Genomic DNA, 20,165 nt, shown 5'->3' on the forward strand with positions numbered 1-20,165 from the left:
CTTCCTTGGCTCGCGCTCATGAACTTGTCGCTTCGCAACATTCGCCCTGCTCGACCTTCGAGCCTCGACATCCCTGTCTCGACTACACCAATTTACAACAACGCCGGCGGCGGCTCCGAAGGGGGAATTGGTGCAATTCTGCAATCATAGCGTTGCTTGAGATTGCTTATATACCTACAGACATACGCCTATTTCCCAGGCACTGGCGGAACTGTGACCGTCGAAAACAGGGCCGAATTTTGTTCCTGACAAATTCGGCATTTCCTACGTCCATGTAGGTCAGATGTTTTCGTCGAGGCTACAGGGACGTATTAACGCCGTGTCACAGGATCGCCTGTGCGAGAGGCGCACCGCAGGTGATGGGCTGCAACTTAGCTGGCAGCTAAAACCAGGTTTATTAGTGAGATTTGGTTCAAAGCCATGTTAGCCGTTGTGCCAGCGGCGAATACTCGCCTTGCTATTCGATGCTTATGGTATGGGGTTCCCAAGAAACCGCTGGAACCATAAGTTTTCAAGCCACAATGACTCACGCTCAGTTGGCAATTGGGCAAACAAAAAGGGAGCCAAGAGGCTCCCTTTCGCATCAAGCACCAGAGTGATTAGTTCTGGATAACAGTGGCAACGTTGTAGTCGCCGCTTTGGGTTACGCTGATAGCGTTGCTGGTACCGGCCTGAGAACCGACAACCAGGTTTTCGTTACCGCTTTGGGTGATCATCAGGCTGTTACCTGTACCAACCACGGCGAAGGCGCCGCCGTCAACACCGCTCACCCAGTTGTTGTCGCCGCTTTGAACGATTTGAGCCAGGTTGTCATCACCGAGGATCAGCAGGTCTACCAGGTTGAGGTCACCGCTTTGAGTGGTTTCGATATCGGTATTGTCATAGCCAACAACAGTGACCAGAGCTTCGTTGGCGCTGCCATCTTGCTCCATATCAACTTCGTTGTTCTCACCTTCCAGCTCGGCATAGGCAAAGTTCTCAGTGCCTTCCTGATGGATTTCGATCTGGTTGTCTTCACCTGTGGCGAATGCAACCAGCTCGTTGTAATCGCCCTGTGAAGTCAGGTCCATGCTGTTGTCAGTGCCATAGGCGGCGGCAGTAGCGAAGTTGGTGCTGCCATCCTGCTCCAGGTCGATGTTGTTGTCGTCACCCCAGATTTGGAATTCAACGCCGTTGGTGTCGCCTTCCTGCTGGATATCGACTACGTTGTCGCTACCTTGAATATCGGCAACCAGCAGATCGCCTACCGCGTTGCCATCACCTTTCTGGTAGATTTCAACGTCGTTGTCATCACCTGTGGTGAATTCGAGTACTGCGGTGTTGGCAGTGCCGGTTTGCATCATTTCGATGTTGTTTTCAGAGCCGGACAGGGCGTAAACAAAACCAGTGTTCAGATCACCTGCCTGATCGATTTCGATGCTGTTGTTATCACCGGCAACGCCACGCACGCCACCTATGTTGCTGTTGCCTTCCTGCAGTACGGTCACAGAGTTACCGTTGCCTACGTTGGGGCTGAAATCAACGGCTATCATGCCGGCTTCGTTGTTGTTACCGTTTTGGCTGATATAGCCAGAGTTGTCGTTGCCGTTGACACGGAATACTGCGAAGTTGGTGTCACCGTTTTGGTTTACTTCGGCACTGTTGTTGTCACCGATCAGCTCAACATTGGCTTCGTTGAAGAAACCGGATTGAGCGACAGTTGCTGTGTTGACGTTACCGTCTACATCGACGCTGGCCACGTGCCAGTCTTCATTCTGAGTCACTATAACTTTGTTTTCGTCGCCCTTGGAATCAACATAGGCTTCGTGCCAAACACCGTCTTGAACCACGGTGGCTTCCTGGGCAGAACCTTCCTGATTGATGACTGCCAGGTTCAGAATGCCGGTTTGCTCGGCATAGACTTCCTGACCTACAGTGCTGCGGCTCTGCTGGTTAACTGAGATTTCATTGACACTGCCGGCGAAGGCTTGGGCACTCATACCCAGACCCGTTGTGATAGCCAGTGCAATCAGTGACTTTTTAGCTTGAGATTTCATTAAACGCTCCCTGTGTTTTTAATACTGCGTGATGCTGATAGTGGCAGCATCGGCAATTTGTTGTATCGAAAAATTGGCGCTGCCAAGCTGGTTGAGTTGCACCAGATTGTCATTGCCTATTTGAGTGATGTTTGCCTTATTGGCGTCACCCACCTGCATCATTTCAACCTGGTTATTGACCCCGAGTTGTACTACTTGTGCCTGATTTCCAAACCCGGCCTGGGTGAGGATGGCGCTGTTGTCAATTCCGGCTTGAACTATGATGGCTTGGTTGAAACTGCCTTGTTGCATCAGGTCGACCAAGTTGTCGCGTCCCTGAGTTTCCAGCAGTGTCTGGAGGGTGACTGGCAACTCCTGTAGTGCATTTACCTGGCGCTCTGTCGCTGCTGTACCAAGACTGGTCAACAAAACGGCTGAACCAAACAGGATTTTTGCGAGTACCGACACCTAAGACTCCTTTTCGTACATATCCTTGATTGAACCAGAGTGGAACAAATCAGCAACAAAAGTTACGCGTATGGGACGGGTGCCGCAATCGGAGTTAAAGGCTATTTAGGCTTTAGTCGATATTGTCTGGGTTTGAAGGTTTGATTTTATTTAGTGTATTGAAAAATAAGTTTTTATTTTTATTTTTCAGATGTTTTTAAGATTCAAAATACCTAACCCGTCTAGTAGCAAAGTCGTATTTTTCAGTTTGCTACTTTCTCTCTTGTTTTCATTGCGGTAACAATCTATTTGCAATAAATAAACGCCGGATTTCACTCGCTGGCCATTGTTTGCCTGTCGTTTCAAGGAAGTGCCGCAGATGCAAGCCGTTCCGGATACCAAGGGATTATAAGGACTATAGGAAGCCCGAATATGTTGAAAAAATTCTCGCCATTGGCGGTGGCTGTCGCTGGTGTTATGGCGCTTGGCGCCGCTCCTGCAATGGCTAAAAACGAGATCCGTTACGCCAAGGACTCTATCCTGGTGGTTTACAAGGATAATGCCACCAAAGAGGAGCGCATCGCGGCTCAGCGCCTGGTACGTGGCACTCTGCGTGATGCCAATGCCGATGGTATAGATGACAAATTTGCCCGCTTGCTCGATGGCCGTCTTGCAAAGCTGAATCTGCGTCAAGGCGCCGATATTGAGCAGGCGATCAAGATGATCTCCAGCCACCCTGCGGTTAAATATGCTGAACCCAACTACATTCTGCGGGCCATAGGCATGCCGGATGATCCCCGTTTCCCTGAGCTCTGGGGCATGCACAACACTGGGCAAACCGGTGGTGTGGCTGACGCCGATATTGATGCTCCCGAAGCCTGGGATGTCACTACAGGCAGCTCGGATGTGATCATTGGGGTTATCGACACCGGGGTTGACTATAACCATCCGGACTTGCAGGCCAATATGTGGGTTAACCCGGGTGAAATTCCCGGTAACGGCATAGATGATGACGGCAACGGCGTGATTGATGATGTTCACGGTTTCAGCTCGGCCAACAACAATGGCGATCCCATGGACGGCAACGGCCATGGTACCCATGTATCCGGCACCATTGGTGCCAAGGGCAACAATGGTCTGGGTGTGGTCGGGGTTAACTGGGATGTGAAGATCATTGGTTGTCAGTTCCTGACCCCTGCCGGTACAGGTTCTACCGCAGATGCCATCGCCTGTATCGACTATATGACTGATCTCAAGGTGAATCATGGCGTTGATATCAAAGCAACGAACAACTCCTGGGGCGGCGGTGGTTTCAGCCAGGCGCTGAAGGACTCCATCGAAGCCGCCGGTGAAGCCGGTATTCTGTTCCTGGCTGCGGCCGGTAATGACACCAGTGACAATGATGTCAGCCCTCATTATCCGTCCAACTATGAATCGGACATAGTGATGTCTATCGCCAGTACCGATAGCTCGGATGGTATCTCCTGGTTCTCCAACTGGGGTGCTACCAGCGTAGACATGGCGGCGCCTGGCAGTGCCATTCTGTCAACGGTTCCAGGTGGTGGTTACGAGAGTTATTCGGGTACTTCCATGGCTACGCCTATGGTGACCGGGGTGGCGGCTCTGGTGTGGTCCATCAACCCGGATCTGACACCGCTTGAGATGAAAGAACTGTTGATGAATTCGGGTGATGCCAATGCGGCCATGACTGGCAAGAGTGTTGCCGGTACCCGTCTGAACGCGGCCAACGCGCTCGATCAAGCCAACCCAAGCCCAAGTTATCGCTTCAGCGTGACTCCGGCTGCACGCACTATCGAAGCCGGTGAAAGCACCAGCTATGACTTCAGTGTCGGTAGTGTGGCCGGTTGGGATGGTAGTGTTGAGCTGAGTGTCAGTGTGGAGCCTGCTCTGGAAGGGGTATCTTTGTCTGCCGCCAGCGTGGGTGCCGGTGACAGCTTTACCCTGAACGTAGCCAGTACCGCCGAGACTCAGTGGGGCGATTACGCCATCACGGTATCGGGTAATGACGGCAGTATTGAAAAGAGCAGTGTGGTGAGCCTGGAAATCATCCCTCAAGGGTTGAATGACTTCCCATACAGCAATGATACCCCAGTGGCTATTGCCGATAACACCACAGTGACCAGCACCATTGAGATTGCCGATCCGCTGCAGATCTTTGGTGTCAATACCAACGTCAACATCAGCCACACCTGGATTGGTGATTTGACAGTGACCCTGACTTCGCCATCCGGCACCGAAGTGGTGCTGCATAATCGCGAAGGCAGCAGCAATGACGATATCGTCAAGAGCTGGGATCTGGGCGACTTCAACGGTGAAATTGCCCAAGGTACCTGGACTCTCAGCGTGACTGACCATGCCGGTGGTGACACAGGCACCCTGAACAACTGGGGTATGGTGATCACGGCGCTGGGCGAAGCCGGTCCTTCAGCACCTAATGCCGGCTTTGACTATCAAGCCGAAGGTTTGAGCGTCAGTTTCAGCAATAGCAGCTCTGATATCAATGATGATATCGCCAGCTACCACTGGGATTTCGGTGACGGCTCTGTCTCCAGCGAGGCAAACCCTCAACATGTGTATGCTGAGGCCGGTACCTACACAGTGACCCTGACAGCGACCGATGCCACCGAGCTCAGCGACAGTGTCAGCATGGAAGTGCAGGTATTTGCCCACAGCATCTCTGCCGATATCAGCCGCGCCCTCAAGTCCCGTCGTGGCAGCGCTATGGTCGATGTTAACTGGAATGGTGCCCTGGGTGATGAAGTGGCGATTTTCCGCGACGGTGAGCAGGTTGCGACCACCGTCAACGATGGCCAGTTCCGTGACCGCTTCAATACCGAAGCCAATAGCGTGACTTATCAGGTTTGTGAACTGGAAGCCGAGCTTTGCTCTGATCCCGTTGTTGCTCAATTCTGATAACCCAAATAGATGAAAGCGGCCATCCGGCCGCTTTTTTTATGGTCATATCGCGCAAAAATTAATTTTTGATGACGGGGAGAGATAATTAGTTTCGAGGTTTACTGATTATTTGATGTAAAAATATTTGTCTATTTTATCGACCATATCATACGGCTTATTATATTTTATAGAAGACAGGCTTTATTTGCTGTCTAACTATTTATTTATTAAATAACAGCTTGGGTTGAAACAGGGTTTTCTGCTTTGTTCTCAGTTGAGAACATGGTGGTTAATTAATGATTTATATAGAATTTGCGTTCGGTATAACTGTTGCCTAAATGTGATTAAACCACTTCAATTGACCGTTCTTCTCTGGGACAATCCCGCGGCACGTTAATAGAAATTAACGGCATTATTACAATTAAAGGGGTTGATAATATGGATAATGTTAACAAGCTGACAGCCATTGCGATTGCCGTGGCTGCCACCATTCCAGTGATGGCCAATGCCGATGTTTTAATCAGCGAATACGTTGAGGGCAGCGCCAATAATAAAGCCATAGAGCTATATAACTCTGGTGATAGTCAAGTCGATTTAAACGGCTATAAATTGGTGCGGTATAAAGATGGCGCTACTGATGCCTCCGATATGCTGCTATTGGATGGCCAAAGCATGGCGGCCAAGGGGATTAAAGTGATTCTGCATCCCAATGCTGAAATAAGCTTGCCTGCTGGAGTCGACAGCCTCAAGGGCAATCTCTATTTCAATGGCGGTGATGCGGTAGCCCTGATGAAAGATGGCGTCGTCGTCGATATTGTCGGCGCCGTGCCTACCCCAACCGACTGGGGCCTGAATATCACTTTGGCCCGCAGCAAGTCGGCGCTCACTGCCTCGACGCAATTCAATGCCGCCGATTGGCAACCTATGGGCACTGATAACTTCAAAGGACTCGGCAGCCTGGATGAGGCTGCAGCCCCTGAAGTTACGGCATTCAGCTGTGATGGCGCCACGCTGACACCCATCTATGAAGTGCAGGGGAGCGGAGATCGCAGTCCGTTGGTCCCTGAGGGTAAGTTCGAATCCGACAGCGAATATACCCTCAAGGGTGTGGTCAGTGCCCGTGGCGACAGCCTGTTCAAAGGCTTTTATCTGCAAGATCCCAAGGGAGACAACTCGCCTTTCACCTCCGACGGCATCTTTGTATTCCTAGGTGAAGCGGCGCCGGAAACAGTGCAGCCCGGTGTCGAGGTTTGCGTACAGGGTAAGGTCAAGGAGTACTATGGCCTGACTCAGTTGGATATCAAGGCTGACAAAAAATTTGCCGTGGGTGAGTTTACCCAACTGCCGGTGGCTGCGCCTTTTTATGTGGCAGATGGTGAAACCCTGCAGCAAGCGCTGGAGCGCTTTGAAGGCATGAAGGTAGTACTGGATGCCGGCAGTGATCTCAAGGTCAGCCGTAACTTCAGCTTTGACTACGATGCCCGTCGCAACAATCTTATGTTGTCTCACAAGGCGCCGCTGCTGAAGCCGACTCAGGTACACCTGCCGCTGTCGCCAGAGGCGATGGCACTGGAGCAAGCCAACCGTGCCAACCAATTGTTTGTTGAGTCAGACTTCAAGGCCAAAGACGGCGAGCTGCCCTGGATGCCGGACTTCAACCCAGAGACAGGTTATCTGCGGGTTGGCGACCAGTTAACCGGTCTTGAGGGGGTTATAGGATACAGCTATAACCAGTATCGTCTGGTGGCAACCAACAGTATTACTCCTGGGGATATATTGCGCGGCGACGATCGCAGCCAAGCACCGGCTATTGCCGAGAAGGGGGATATCCGGGTCGCCAGCTTCAATGTGCTTAATTTCTTCAACGATGCCGTAGGTGGTGACGCCAATCCAACAGGTGATAACCGCGGCGCCCTCAGCGAAGAAGAGATGCTGTTGCAACGCACTAAAATAGTCAATGCCATTACCGCCATGAACGCCGACATAGTGGGTTTGATGGAGATTGCCAACAACGGCTTTGGCGAGAAAAGCGCCATCCGCAATCTGGTCGATGCGCTCAATGAGCAGCAAGCCGATGAGGATATCTATGCCTTTGTAGAGATAGCCGACGCCGACAAAAAAGATGGCAAGTATCTCGGCGGCGATGCCATTACCGTGGGCATGCTTTATCGCCCCGCCAGGGTGACTCCGGCAGCCGAGGCTTTTGTGATTGCGACTCCAGAGCAGCATGCCGCTGAAGCGGTTGCCAGCCGGGAAGTCGATGGCAAGCAGGAAGCCAGCCCTGCCTTTGATAAGTATCAGCGCTACAGTCTGGGACAGAAGTTCAACATAGCAGATCAGAGCCTGACTCTGGTGGTGAATCATCTCAAGTCCAAGGGCTCGGGTTGTCTTGAGGATTGGCTGAACTTTGATGAGAACCGGGATCCTCAGGATCTGCAGGGCAAGTGCAACGCCTTCAGGGTGTCAGCTGCCAAAGTTCTGGGAGAAGCCTTGCAAAAGATCGATGGCGATCTCCTGGTGATCGGCGATCTCAATGCCTATGGTCTGGAAGATCCTGTGCGGGTGCTGACCGACTATGATGCCGCCCAATCGGAGCGGGTTCTGCGTACCGCTTCCTGGACCACTCTGAACGGTAAGGTCTATGAGCATCAGGGAACTGAAATCAGCAAGGGGTATGGGCTTATCAACCTCAACACCTTGGCCCATGGTGTCGATACTTTCTCCTACAGCTATAACGGTGAGTTGGGAAATCTCGACCATGCACTGGCCAACGCCAGTCTGGCGGAGCGTTTGGTTGCCATTGAAGACTGGCATATCAACTCAGTCGAATCCAACATGTTCGAGTATGGCAAGAAGTACACAGGTGAATTGCCCAAGTCTGACAATGCCTTCTCGGCTTCGGATCATGACCCTGTGATAGTGGCACTCAGCTATCCTGCCAAGGTTGAGCCTTCCAAGCATGATGGTGGTGCCTTGGGGTATCTGTCACTGCTGTTTCTCGCAGCATTGGGGCTGCGCCGCCGCGGCTAAAGTTCTCAAGTCTTGATTGACACTCACCCGGTCAGAGGATTGCGCTGGCCGGGTTTACTTGGATACAGGCAGCCAAGTACACTGATTTTCCTATTGGAGTACTAAGGATAACAATAAGATGAGTATTTGGTTTCGACCCATCACCCTGGAAGATTGTGCCAAACTGGATGCCGGTATAGGGGGCAAAGGCACTTTGATGCAGACCCTGGGGATCCGCATCACTGAGATAGGTGATGACTATATGGTAGCCAGCATGCCGGCGTCTCCGGCTATCCACAACCCACTTGGGATAGTACATGGTGGTGCCAATGTGGCGCTCGCAGAGACGGTGGCCAGCTATGCCGCCAATTTTGCGGTGGACTTTGAAAACTACTATTGTGTAGGTCAGGAGATCAACGCCAATCACCTGCGGGCAGCCCGCAATAGTGAACTCAAGGCAACAGCCAGAGCCGTACATTTGGGCAAACGCAGCTCTGTCTGGGAAGTGCTTATTCATAACAGCGCCGGTGAGCTGACCTGTATTTCCCGTATGACCGCGGCCGTGGTCAAGCGCTGACAGCTTCACTCAAGGACGCTCTGACTCAGGGGACAGAGATGAATGCCAGGGAGTTTCTGCTGAAAGCCAGTGAGATAGACGCCATGAAAGGGGAGGAGCGGACGCATTTCCTCAACCCCAATGCGGTGCGACTTAGAAAATCTCTCGGTGATGTCATCGGCCTTGCTCATCTTGGAGTGCATCTGATTGAGCTGGCGCCCGGGCGTGACAGCACCGAATACCACCTTCATTATTTTGAAGAAGAGTGTATTTATGTGCTCGAAGGTGAAGGCGAGGTGTGTATCGATCAACAAGTCTTCGCCATCGGGGGCGGGGACTTTATCGCTTTCCCCGCCGGCAGTGTGGCTCATGGCATGAACAACACTTCCGAGAGGCCGCTCAAATATTTAGTCATGGGACAACGCCTCAGCCATGATGTGGCCGACTATCCTTATAAGGGTAAACGCCTTTATCGTAATCAGGGGTGTTGGGATCTGGTGGATCTCGACACCATTAGCCATCCCAAATAGGGGAGCTTGAATGGATACAATCAATATATGGGAGTGGGTCGGTTATCTGGCATCGGTAGTGGTGGCCATTTCTCTGATGATGTCCAATATCAAACGACTGCGCTGGTGGAACCTGCTTGGAGCGGCGCTGTTTGTTGCCTATGGGATCGCCATTGCTGCATATCCTGTGGCTTTGGTGAACTTCTTCATAGTGCTTATCGATGTCTATTACCTGGTTAAACTCTATCGTAGCCCAGAACCTGATTTACAGGCCGTCCCTCAGGCAAGCCCGGAAAAATCTGAGGATCAGCAAGGCTGACAACCCGGTGTCAGGGGGCCCCAGACGCCGGTTTCTAGAAGGTTTGTTGCTTTTGTGACAATGTACGTTTGCTCTGCTTCAGCCGTTTTTCATCTCGACTGGCAGTCACTGCTATCTCGGTTATGCATTTCTTTATCCCCATTTCTCAATCCCAAACTCCATTTAATCTATAAATGGAATTGTGATAATCAGTTTTAATCGTTTTTAAAAATATCGTCGCCTGACTAAGATGACCACATCGCCAATACGACTGCTCAAAGGAGTACCTATGGCCACCATATTTGATGTGATTGAAAACTGGTTAAACGAGACAAAGGATTAAGGAGCACGAGATGAGTCAGAAGCAATATATCACCAGCCAGAGCGGCGCCCCCATCGCAGACGATCAGAATTCCCTCTCCGCCGGAGAGCGTGGTCCCCTGTTGCTGCAGGACTGGCACCTGATTGAAAAGTTGGCCCACTTCAACCGCGAGCGGATCCCTGAGCGGGTAGTGCATGCCAAAGGCACGGGTGTTTATGGCACCTTCACAGTGACCAATGATATGAGCCAATACACCATAGCCGAACATTTCCAGGGGGTTGGTACCCAGACCGAGGCCTTTGTTCGCTTCTCGACCGTAGGCGGTGAGATGGGCAGCGCCGATGCCGAGCGCGATCCCCGTGGCTTTGGGGTACGTTTCTACACCAAGCGCGGTAATCACGACATTGTGGGCAACAACACCCCCACCTTCTTCCTGCGTGACGGCATCAAGTTTCCTGACTTTATCCACACCCAGAAGCGGAATCCGCACACCAATTTGAAAGATCCTCAGGCGATGTGGGACTTCTGGTCGCTCAACCCAGAGTCCTTGCATCAGGTGACTGTATTGATGTCTGACCGGGGCATTCCGGCCAACTATCGGCAGATGCATGGCTTTGGCTCGCACACCTTCTCATTTTGGAATGCCAAGGGTGAGCGCTTCTGGGTCAAATTCCACTTCAAGACAGAGCAGGGCATAGCCAACCTGACTGAAGAGCAGGCCGCCAAGGTGAAGGGAATCGATCCGGATCATGCCCAGCGTGACATGGTGGCGGCAATCCAGGATGGCAACTTCCCCCGTTGGAAGCTCAAGGTACAGATAATGCCGGAAGCCGATGCCAATACTTACCATATCAACCCGTTTGATTTGACCAAGGTTTGGCCACATAAGGACTATCCGCTGATTGAGGTTGGGGTACTGGAACTCAATCGTCTGCCACAGAACTATTTCGCCGAAGTAGAGCAGGTGGCACTGGCGCCGAGTAACCTGGTTCCCGGTGTCGGCGCGTCACCGGACAAGATGTTGCAGGCTCGCCTGTTTGCCTACGCCGATGCCCAGCGCTATCGGATAGGAGCCAACTATAACCAGTTGCCGGTGAACTGCCCCCATGCGACTCAGGCCAATCATCATCAACGTGCCGGTGCCATGGCCGGGGCTCAATGCCCTTACCATGGTAGCCAGACAGGTGGCGATGCGTCGGCAAACTATGGCCCCAACTCGCAGCCAAGCGGCCTGCAGGATGCGACCGAGTTCAAAGAGCCACCGCTGCGCCTGGATGGTGAAGCCGACAGATACAGCCGTTATGGCCAGGATGACTACACCCAGGCAGGCAATCTTTACCGCTTGTTGTCGGAAGAGGAAAAGGCCAGGCTTATCAGCAATATCTGCGGTACTCTGAGTCAAGCGACTCAGGATGTGCAGCAGCGAATGATTGGCCACTTCAGCCAGGCCGATGCCGACTATGGCCGCCGGGTGCAAGAGATGCTGGCCAGCTGATAGCGGCACGCCGGAAATAACAGGGGCAGCTTGAGCTGCCCCTTTTGCGCTGTCAGCGGTTTCCCTATTCCCACAGCAGGGTGGCTATCCCCAAGAGGGCAAACAGCAGGGCGCAACCTCTGTGGATCCAGGTCATAGGCAGCTTGTCGGCACTGAAATGGCCGGCCAGCACCACGGGAACATTCGCCAGCAGCATGCCGACAGTGGTGCCTGTTACTACCATCAGCAGGCTATCGTATTTGGCCGACAGTACCACGGTTGCGACCTGGGTCTTGTCACCCATTTCGGCGATAAAGAACAGCAAACAGGTGGCCACGAAGGGGCCATAACGGTAGAAGCGGCTTTCTTCGGCATCGACCTTATCGGGCACCAGCACCCAGAGGGCGATGGCAAAGAAACTGCCGGCAACAAGGTAACGGCCGATATCGGCACTGAGCCAACCCATGGCCCATTGGCCCAGCCAGGCGGCGGCAAAATGGTTGAGCAGGGTGGCGACAAGGATCCCGGAGATAATCGCGGTCTTGTTTTTGAAACGGGCGGCCAACAACAGGGCCAACAGCTGAGTCTTGTCACCGATTTCGGCTACGGCGACAGTGAGAGTTGAGGCGATGAGTGCTTCCAAAATGGGCGTTCCTTAGGGGTGGCAAAATTCCAAGCACAGTCCACCGCCCACCCCTTTATATTTGTGCGGTATACCGTGCTCAGGTCTTGCCTGGCAAGCCTAAACTTGCTGTAAGCACCATGGCATGAGGCCAAGTGTGTTGATGCTTACCCCTGGGCGGGACCCAGGTTAGCTACTCCCCTAAGACAGAGGCGGCCATTATAACCATAAAGCTCGTCATGGCAACACTGGTCGGCTCAGTGACAGGGGGATTTTACGGTATTTCGTTTATCCGATATGAATCAAGCAGATGTTGTGATGCTCAGTATGCTGTACGCATTGTCTGTTTTTAACTTTTTGGTTTTTAAAGAAATTCTTCTTTGACATCGTTGTCATTTTTGCCTTTACTCATAGAACTCTCAGCCGCAGGAAACTGAGGTGGGAGCTTCTGGGTATTTGGCAAACTGAGCGAAAGCTCAGGACGCAAAGCTTCCGGTCTAAGGCCCTCGGGTTAAGATAGCGGGGCTGCCACAGTCGCTGACTGTGTCTGCAACAGAGTCATTCTCTTGTGTGCCCAAATACCGCTTGTTCAAGGAACTGTCGTTAAGGCAGCAAAATGGAGTATTGCAAAGTGGTTAAATCATCATTTAAAACAACAGCTTTGTCCTTGGCATTGGCAGCCGCTGGGGTAGGGTTATCTACCCAGGTGTTGGCTCATGGCTATGTGAAAAGCCCAGAGTCCAGAGCCTACGCCTGTAATCAGCACAACAACACCAGCTGTGGTGCGATTCAGTGGGAACCCCAAAGCGTCGAAGGGCCTTCAGGATTTCCGGCATCCGGCCCGGCCGATGGTCAGATAGCCAGTGCCGGAAATGCCAGTTTCAGAGAGCTGGATCAGCAGTCATCCAGTCGCTGGACCAAACAACCTGTGAGTGCCGGCCCTATCAACTTTACCTGGCAGCTGACCGCCAATCATGTTACCCGCGATTGGCGTTACTATCTGACCAAGCAAAACTGGGACCCCAACGCACCTTTGAGCCGGGCGGCCTTTGAGTCCGAACCATTTTGCAGTGTCGATGGCGGCATGGTGCAGCCTCCCAAGACGCTGACGCATCAGTGTCAGTTGCCACAGCGTAGCGGTTATCAGCTTGTGCTGGCGGTTTGGGAAGTGGGGGATACCAGCAACAGTTTCTACAATGTCATAGATGTGAACTTTGACGGCGCTGCCCCGACTCCTTCCGAATGGCAGGACGTGGGGAATATCAACCCGTCCCAGGATCTTAAGGCTGGCGATCAGGTGTTCACTCGGGTGTTTGGTGACAACGGAGAACAACCTTCGTTGTCTACCCGGCTCACCATAGCCGATGCCGGGCAGGGTAATCATAATACCTGGCCCAGTTTGTTGGCTGAGGCGATCAATGCCGGTGGCACCGGCCTTAAGGCAGGGCAATTGAATGCCAATGGTGAGATAGTGCCCGTCTATGGCAAGAATGATGTCTTCGCCCAGAATGATTCCGGGATTACCCGGGTCGAAACTGGTTTTGAGTTGGCGCCTCTGCCCGGCGGCGATTTCAGTGTCAGCGGCCTGAGCGACAATTATGAGATAGTCGATGGCAAGGCCAGCGTTGGCTTTACTGTAACCACAGATGCCAGAATGCAGGTCAGTGCCTTTATCAGTACTCATGACGGCAAGGCATCCGGTTCTGCCGTGCAGCAGATTGACAATAACAGCGCCGACTTCAACATCGAAGTGCTGGAGCCCGCTGCCGGACATTACCACATGCAGTTGAAGGCTCAGACCCAAGAGGGCAAGGAGCTGACCCAGGAGTTTGGTTTCTTCCTGCGTCAAGCCGGTGATGCGGCGCCGGCGGATTTCCATTTCCCTGATGGTTTGGGGTCATACACAGAGGGAACCAGGGTACTGCAGCCCAAAGATGGCAAGATATACCGTTGCAAGCCCTTCCCGGAAAGTGGTTATTGCCGCCAATGGTCGGCCAGTGCGACCCAGTTTGAACCCGGTGTCGGCAGTCATTGGCAACTGGCCTGGATAGCCGAGTGATAAGTGCTTTCCAAAGCTGACTCGATAGCCGCAGCGACTGCTGCGGCTACTGTTTCATGCCTGGTGGTCTTTTCAAGCGCAACAATGCCGTGAAGTAACTCACTAAATTAGTTGGATAAATAAAGTTTCATCTTCAGTTAATCTGGTTTTCTTTTTTAAAGTTTCCATCTTAATAGTTAGTGTCGAAACATTTTTAATAATTTGAAATTTATATAGAATTGGACACTGACTCGCCTTATCCCGCCAATCGAGCCTGTAGTGCAAGCGCCATTTTTAGCCGTCAGAGATGACGGTGACGACTTGCCCACCCAGTCTTAAGGCTTCCCTTCCGGGACGATACGTTTCAAGATGCTGACGCTCATCGGCTTACTCCAGTGGCAATCTCACCGTCTTCCAGGACTGCTTATGCCAGTTTTTGCCTCCATAGGATATGCATGTAAGTCATGAGCGTTATTGAAGACATTCTGTCTGGATCTGAGCTGGCTTTTTTATGCATTTCTCTGGCCTTATGGCCTTTTGCACCCCTGCGTTGGCGGCGGATCCATCTCCCAGGCATTCACTGGAGCACGACACATGAGAATGAAAATGAACAAGTTGACCCTGTCGATTATTCTCGCCATGTTGCTGGGTATTGCGACAGGCCAGATTTTGCGCTGGTATTACCCCGAACAAGCCCAGACCTTTGCAGACAGCATTACCATACTCACAGATATATTCCTTAATCTGATCAAGATGATCATAGCTCCCTTGGTGTTTACCACTCTGACCGTGGGTATCGCCAAGATGGGAGACAGCCGCACTGTTGGCCGGGTCGGCTTGAAGACACTTTCCTGGTTTATGATGGCCTCGGTTATCTCGCTGCTGTTGGGACTCTTGATGGTCAGCTTGCTGGAGCCGGGAGTGGGGCTCGACCTGGCGCTGCCGGACAGCCATGCCGTGACAGGCCTGGAGGCCGGTGGTTTGAGCCTGAGAGAGTTTGTCTCCCATGCGATCCCCAAGAGTGTTATCGGTGCCATGGCCGACAACGAAATTCTGCAGATAGTGGTGTTCTCACTCTTCTTTGGTTTGGCGGCTGCGGCTTGCGGTGAACATGCCAAGCCGGTGATTTCAGTGCTCAGCAGTGGCGCAGATATCATGCTCAAGGTGACAGCTTATGTGATGAACTTTGCTCCTTTTGCCGTATTTGCCGCTATAGGTGCCATGGTGGCCAAGGAGGGCAGTGGCATATTGCTCACCTATGGCAGCTTTATGGGACAGTTTTATCTTTCCATGGGGCTGTTGTGGTTGGTGTTGATTGCTGCGGGTTCCTTGTTCCTCGGCGGCCGTATCCGTCGTTTACTGAGCTTGATGCGTGAGCCTTTGCTGCTGGCATTTTCCACCGCCAGCTCTGAGTCGGCCTATCCGAAAATGTTGCAGCGGCTTGAAGAGTTCGGCTGCAGCAAACGTATCTCCAGCTTTGTGCTGCCAATGGGTTATTCCTTCAACCTGGATGGCTCCATGATGTACTGCACCTTTGCCACCATGTTTATTGCCCAGGCCTATGGCTTTGAGCTGAGTCTGGGGCAGCAGTTGACCATGTTATTGCTGTTGATGGTCACCTCCAAAGGGATGGCCGGTGTGCCCAGAGCTTCGTTAGTGGTGATTGCCGCCACCCTTGGGCAATTCAACATTCCCGAGGCGGGGATCCTGCTCTTGCTCGGGGTCGATCACTTCCTCGATATGGGCCGCTCGGCTACCAATGTGCTGGGTAACAGTATTGCCGCCAGCGTGGTGGCCAAGAGCGAGAATGCCCTCAGTGACACAGCTGACATAGTTCCACAGCCACAAGCTGAGGTCGCGTGAGTCGAACTCAATACGTGAGTCATGATCGACTGGGCTTAAATTCACTGCGATATTGTCCTGATAGGCTATCGCAGTGAATAGGCTCTGCCTGGATGCTTTGAACGCCAATTGCTGTGCAAGCCAATCCCTACAAAAGAGAACGCCACGAGGACTTGTTCGCACTTTCCCTAATATCAGCAGCGGCGCATTTACCGATAATCATATTCTGCCCTGTTTTTGATGGAACCGGCCTGCTTTTCGCCTTAGGGCCGATAGTCGCGCTTCCCTGCTTGCCCAAGGGCTGTGGCTCTGTTAATGTCCCGGTTAAGTCAATTTTTTGAGAAAGAGCCTCCGTGTTGAGTTTGCATCTCTGCAGTCCCAAATTCCGCTGTCCACGATTTAGTTAGCCCCAGTGGCTTGGTGGCATACCTCTTCTGTTTGCTGAGCTGTTGGGGCCAATGAAACTCCGTAAGGCGGAATTTCATCTGCGGCCAAGACGTTACAGCTTGCCAGCTGCGCTGACAATTCGCCTTTCCCATGAGTTAAATCTGACCTTAAAGATAACAAGACAAAAGAACAGGACGAATTTTAGTGAACTTAAAAATATTGGGCTCTATAGCCATAGTCGCGGGTACTGCGATTGGCGCCGGTATGTTGGCCTTGCCACTGGCAACGGCTGCCATGGGCTTGCTCCCGGCACTGTTATTGATGTTGGTCATTTGGGGCATTTCCGCCTACACCTCACTGTTGATGTTGGAAGTCAATCTGCGCTCCGGCGTGGGGGATAACCTGCATGCCATCACAGGTAAAGCCTTGGGTAAGACGGGGCAACTGATTCAAAGCGCCGCTTTTCTCAGCCTGCTGTTTGCCCTGACCGCCGCCTATCTGACCGGTGGCGCCGATCTCCTGGTGCTCAAGGCCAAGGCCTGGTTCGATATGACCCTGGATGGCCAGGACGCGGTACTCTTGTTTACCCTGGCTCTTGGCAGTTTTGCCGCCTTGGGAGTCGGTTGGGTCGATAAGCTCTCCCGCGGGCTGTTTTCTGCCATGATAGTCATGCTGGTGCTGGTGGTACTGTTTTTGCTGCCTGAGGTGAATATGAATACCTTACTGGAGCAGGCGCCGACCGATTCCTATGCCAATGTGTGGCTGGCCGCAGTGCCTGTGGTATTTACCTCTTTTGGTTTCCATGTCTGTATTGCTACTCTGGTGCGCTATCTCGATGGTGACACGGTTTCCCTGCGCAAGGTGCTGCTGATAGGCTCCGGCATTCCGCTGGCCTGCTATCTGCTTTGGCTGTTGGTAACCCTGGGTACCGTTGGCGGCGATACCATTCACGGTTTTGGTGGTTCACTGTCAAAACTCATCAGTGCCTTACAGGCCATCAGCGAGCAGCCTTTGGTGAGCAAGTGCATTGGGCTGTTTGCCGACTTGGCGTTGATCACCTCGTTTCTTGGAGTGACCCTGAGCCTGTTTGACTTCAGCGCCGAGCTTATCCGTGCCAAGAGTAACTTTGTCGGCCGCTTGCAGACCTGGTTGCTGACCTTTATTCCGCCGCTGGCCTGCGCCCTGTATCTGCCCGAAGGTTTTTCAGCGCTGCTGGGTTTTGCCGCCGTGCCTTTAGTGGTGATCATCATCTTCCTGCCGATAGCCATAGCACTGAAACAGCGGCGTGAGTCGCCGGAAGGCTACAAAGTTGCCGGTGGCAAGCCGGCGATGGCGCTGATGGCCCTCCTGGGGATAGGCATTATAGCTGCCCAGCTGTATGCGACGCTGGGGGCCTAATACAAGCCCTTTGTAAGGGAATTTTTCCGAGTCTGTAGCCGCTTGGTAGTCTGTGTTAAAGTCGGGACTTGTGCCCGGCTTTTTTGTTGCACAAAAACAACAAATTGAACTGATACCAGCGAATGGACTTACTAGAATGAAAAAATGGTTACTTGCAACGGCCATAGCCACCAGTTTTGGTGCTCAGGCCGATGAGGGCATGTGGCAGCCCTACCAATTGCCGGCCATGGCCGATGAACTCAAGGCCAAAGGACTGGAAATAGACGCCAAGTCTATCTCCAAGCTGACCGAATTCCCGATGAACGCCGTGATAAGCCTGGGCGGCTGCACCGCGTCTTTCGTTTCGCCCAAGGGCCTGGTGGTAACCAACCATCACTGTGCCTACGGCTCCATCCAGTACAACTCCACCCCGGAGAAGAATCTGCTGCGTGATGGCTTCCTGGCGAAAAACTTTGCCGAAGAACTGCCGGCAACTCCGGGCTCGCGGGTATATGTCACCGAAGAGGTCACCAATGTGACCGACAAGGTCAAGCAAGGCCTGGACAATAAGCAGGGCGACGCTTTCTACAAGGGCGTCGAGGCGGCCGAGAAGTCACTGGTGGCCCAGTGTGAAAAAGAAGATGGCTATCGCTGTCAGGTTTACAGCTTCCACGGTGGTCTCGAGTACTATCTGGTGAAGCAGCTGGAAATCCGTGATGTTCGTCTGGTGTATAACCCGGCGGCCAGCGTGGGTAAGTACGGCGGTGATGTCGACAACTGGATGTGGCCGCGCCACACAGGCGATTTCTCCTTCTACCGCGCCTATGTCAACAAAAATGGCAAGCCGGCCGATTTCTCCAAGGATAACGTACCTTACGAGCCCAAGAGCTTCCTCAAGGTGTCGGCCAAAGGGGTCAAGGAAGGGGACTTTGTGATGGTAGCCGGTTACCCGGGCCGCACCAACAGATACCGCACCGGCAATGAAGTGGAAAACCAGTTTGAGTGGTCTTACCCACAAGGCAAGGAGCTGCGTGAGCGCTTTATCGAGATCATTAAAGAGACGGCTCCGGAAGGCAGTGATGAACGCATCAAGTACGAGAGCCTGATCGCCGGTCTGGCTAACTATGCCAAGAACTTCACCTCGATGATCGAGTTCTACGGCAAGTCGACCATGCTGGAAGACAAGCGTGCCCTGGAAGCCAAGCTCAAGAGCTGGATCGATGCCGACAGCAGCCGCAAGGCCCAGTATGGCGAGGTGTTGGCACAGCTGGACAAGCTGGTCGCCCAAAGCCAGGCGGATCAGCAGCGTGACATTATCCTGGGCTATCTGGGGTATACCACTATGTTGCCAACGGCCCGCGAACTCTATCGTCTGGCCAATGAAAAGGCGCTGCCGGACATGGAACGTGAGCCGGGTTTCCAGGAGCGTGACATGATCCGCTTCAAGGCCGGTATGGAGCGTATCGATCGCCGTTATGCCGCCAGTGTCGACAAGGCGCTGGTGTTTGAGATGCTCAAGCGTTATGCGGCGCTGCCCAAGTCTGAGCGCCTGCCTGCGCTGGACAAGTACTTCGGCATAGGCAACAAGCTCGATGAGACCAAGCTGAAGAAGACTCTGGACAAGATGTACAAGAATACCAAGCTGGATAACAAAGATGTGCGTCTGGCCTGGATGGACAAGTCGGTTGCCGATTTCAAGGCCTCGAAAGATCCTATGATCCAGTTTGCCGTGGCCTTCTATGACACAGGTATGCAGCTGGAGCAGAAAAAGAAAGAGTTGGCCGGTGAGCTGATGAAGGTGCGTCCTCAGTACATGGAAGCCATCATTGCCTACAACCGTGAGCAAGGTAAACCTGTGTATGCCGATGCCAACTCCAGCTTGCGGGTGACAGTCGGCCATGTGAAGGGCTACTCACCCAAAGATGGTCTCTACGCCGTACCTTTCACTCGTCTGGAAGGCATAGTGCAGAAAGACACCGGGGTTGAGCCTTTCGATGCTCCCAAGAAAGAGCTGGAGCTTATCAAGGCCAAGCAATATGGTGACTTCTACTTCAAGGATATTGACTCGGTGCCGGTCAACTTCCTCTCAACTCTGGATACCACAGGCGGTAACTCAGGCTCGCCAACCCTCAACGGCCGCGCCGAGCTGGTGGGACTGCTGTTTGACGGTGTTTATGAGAGCATCATAGGTGACTGGAACTACGACGATAATATCAACCGCTCCATTCAGGTGGACAGCCGTTACATGCTGTGGGTGATGAAATATCTGGATAATGCAGACAACCTGCTGCAAGAGATGGAAATCGTCAAGTAAGAGTAAGCTTCGCCATCAACAACAATCCCCGCCAAGTTG

General features: G+C 52.7%; 13 protein-coding genes and 2 riboswitches. Of the genes, 10 read left to right on the forward strand and 3 right to left on the reverse strand.

The features are described from left to right. Positions 1 to 599: 599 nt before the first annotated feature. Both HCX89_RS14675 and HCX89_RS14680 read right to left on the reverse strand, forming a co-directional pair. Complete coding sequence (locus HCX89_RS14675) at positions 600 to 2,036, reverse strand: curlin (protein ID WP_045282999.1); 1,437 nt, start codon at positions 2,034 to 2,036, stop codon at positions 600 to 602. A gap of 18 nt (positions 2,037 to 2,054) precedes the next feature. Continuing rightward, entirely contained in the window at positions 2,055 to 2,444 is a 390-nt protein-coding gene (locus HCX89_RS14680) for a curlin (RefSeq protein ID WP_044735946.1), read from the reverse strand. A 450-nt stretch (positions 2,445 to 2,894) separates the two neighbouring features. Here HCX89_RS14680 and HCX89_RS14685 point away from each other — a divergent pair, with 450 nt between their 5' ends. The 6 genes from HCX89_RS14685 (at position 2,895) to katB (ending at position 11,567) form a co-directional block, all read left to right on the forward strand. Further along, positions 2,895 to 5,396, forward strand: coding sequence for a S8 family serine peptidase (locus tag HCX89_RS14685; RefSeq protein WP_167716541.1), 2,502 nt, complete (start codon positions 2,895 to 2,897; stop codon positions 5,394 to 5,396). 420 nt (positions 5,397 to 5,816) lie between these two features. After that, a complete protein-coding gene (exeM, locus tag HCX89_RS14690) occupies positions 5,817 to 8,408 on the forward strand; it encodes an extracellular exonuclease ExeM (RefSeq protein WP_167716543.1) in 2,592 nt (863 codons plus the stop codon). Positions 8,409 to 8,526: 118 nt separating this feature from the next. After that, positions 8,527 to 8,964 carry a PaaI family thioesterase gene (locus HCX89_RS14695; protein ID WP_045282998.1) on the forward strand — a complete coding sequence of 146 codons (438 nt, stop codon included), beginning with the start codon at positions 8,527 to 8,529 and terminating at the stop codon, positions 8,962 to 8,964. A 38-nt stretch (positions 8,965 to 9,002) separates the two neighbouring features. Continuing rightward, on the forward strand, positions 9,003 to 9,473 hold the full coding sequence (locus HCX89_RS14700) for a cupin domain-containing protein (RefSeq protein WP_028779402.1): 471 nt from the start codon (positions 9,003 to 9,005) through the stop codon (positions 9,471 to 9,473). 10 nt (positions 9,474 to 9,483) lie between these two features. Then, complete coding sequence (locus tag HCX89_RS14705; RefSeq protein WP_167716544.1) at positions 9,484 to 9,771, forward strand: YgjV family protein; 288 nt, start codon at positions 9,484 to 9,486, stop codon at positions 9,769 to 9,771. Positions 9,772 to 10,103: 332 nt separating this feature from the next. After that, positions 10,104 to 11,567: a catalase KatB gene (gene katB / locus HCX89_RS14710; RefSeq protein ID WP_101060062.1), complete on the forward strand. Its 1,464-nt coding sequence runs from the start codon at positions 10,104 to 10,106 to the stop codon at positions 11,565 to 11,567. Between the two features lie 64 nt (positions 11,568 to 11,631). Here katB and HCX89_RS14715 read toward each other — a convergent pair whose 3' ends face one another. Next, positions 11,632 to 12,189 carry a TMEM165/GDT1 family protein gene (locus HCX89_RS14715; RefSeq protein ID WP_044735108.1) on the reverse strand — a complete coding sequence of 186 codons (558 nt, stop codon included), beginning with the start codon at positions 12,187 to 12,189 and terminating at the stop codon, positions 11,632 to 11,634. A 20-nt stretch (positions 12,190 to 12,209) separates the two neighbouring features. Further along, positions 12,210 to 12,382: riboswitch (yybP-ykoY riboswitch) on the reverse strand. Positions 12,383 to 12,616: 234 nt separating this feature from the next. Beyond that, a riboswitch (cyclic di-GMP riboswitch) is annotated at positions 12,617 to 12,701 on the forward strand. An 83-nt stretch (positions 12,702 to 12,784) separates the two neighbouring features. On the opposite strand from HCX89_RS14715, the gene gbpA reads away from it, so the two are divergent. The 4 genes from gbpA (at position 12,785) to HCX89_RS14735 (ending at position 20,126) form a co-directional block, all read left to right on the forward strand. Continuing rightward, on the forward strand, positions 12,785 to 14,227 hold the full coding sequence (gene gbpA / locus HCX89_RS14720; RefSeq protein WP_101060061.1) for an N-acetylglucosamine-binding protein GbpA: 1,443 nt from the start codon (positions 12,785 to 12,787) through the stop codon (positions 14,225 to 14,227). A 585-nt stretch (positions 14,228 to 14,812) separates the two neighbouring features. Then, positions 14,813 to 16,069: a dicarboxylate/amino acid:cation symporter gene (locus HCX89_RS14725; RefSeq protein WP_208190918.1), complete on the forward strand. Its 1,257-nt coding sequence runs from the start codon at positions 14,813 to 14,815 to the stop codon at positions 16,067 to 16,069. Between the two features lie 570 nt (positions 16,070 to 16,639). Then, positions 16,640 to 17,833 (forward strand): aromatic amino acid transport family protein, encoded by a 1,194-nt coding sequence (locus HCX89_RS14730; protein ID WP_025008990.1) that lies wholly within the window; start codon positions 16,640 to 16,642, stop codon positions 17,831 to 17,833. Positions 17,834 to 17,969: 136 nt separating this feature from the next. After that, a complete protein-coding gene (locus HCX89_RS14735) occupies positions 17,970 to 20,126 on the forward strand; it encodes a S46 family peptidase (protein WP_167716546.1) in 2,157 nt (718 codons plus the stop codon). Positions 20,127 to 20,165 lie beyond the last annotated feature (39 nt).

The organism is Shewanella sp. Iso12, from assembly GCF_012030025.1.
Taxonomy (GTDB): domain Bacteria; phylum Pseudomonadota; class Gammaproteobacteria; order Enterobacterales; family Shewanellaceae; genus Shewanella; species Shewanella algae.

Bases quoted from the DNA above. Each gene is read 5' to 3' on its own strand.
- HCX89_RS14675 (WP_045282999.1), bottom strand. From the start codon at position 2,036: ATGAAATCTCAAGCTAAAAAGTCACTGATTGCACTGGCTATCACAACG.
- HCX89_RS14695 (WP_045282998.1), top strand. From the start codon at position 8,527: ATGAGTATTTGGTTTCGACCCATCACCCTGGAAGATTGTGCCAAACTG.
- HCX89_RS14685 (WP_167716541.1), top strand. From the start codon at position 2,895: ATGTTGAAAAAATTCTCGCCATTGGCGGTGGCTGTCGCTGGTGTTATG.
- HCX89_RS14700 (WP_028779402.1), top strand. From the start codon at position 9,003: ATGAATGCCAGGGAGTTTCTGCTGAAAGCCAGTGAGATAGACGCCATG.
- HCX89_RS14725 (WP_208190918.1), top strand. From the start codon at position 14,813: ATGAACAAGTTGACCCTGTCGATTATTCTCGCCATGTTGCTGGGTATT.
- HCX89_RS14705 (WP_167716544.1), top strand. From the start codon at position 9,484: ATGGATACAATCAATATATGGGAGTGGGTCGGTTATCTGGCATCGGTA.
- exeM (WP_167716543.1), top strand. From the start codon at position 5,817: ATGGATAATGTTAACAAGCTGACAGCCATTGCGATTGCCGTGGCTGCC.
- HCX89_RS14735 (WP_167716546.1), top strand. From the start codon at position 17,970: ATGAAAAAATGGTTACTTGCAACGGCCATAGCCACCAGTTTTGGTGCT.
- katB (WP_101060062.1), top strand. From the start codon at position 10,104: ATGAGTCAGAAGCAATATATCACCAGCCAGAGCGGCGCCCCCATCGCA.
- gbpA (WP_101060061.1), top strand. From the start codon at position 12,785: ATGGAGTATTGCAAAGTGGTTAAATCATCATTTAAAACAACAGCTTTG.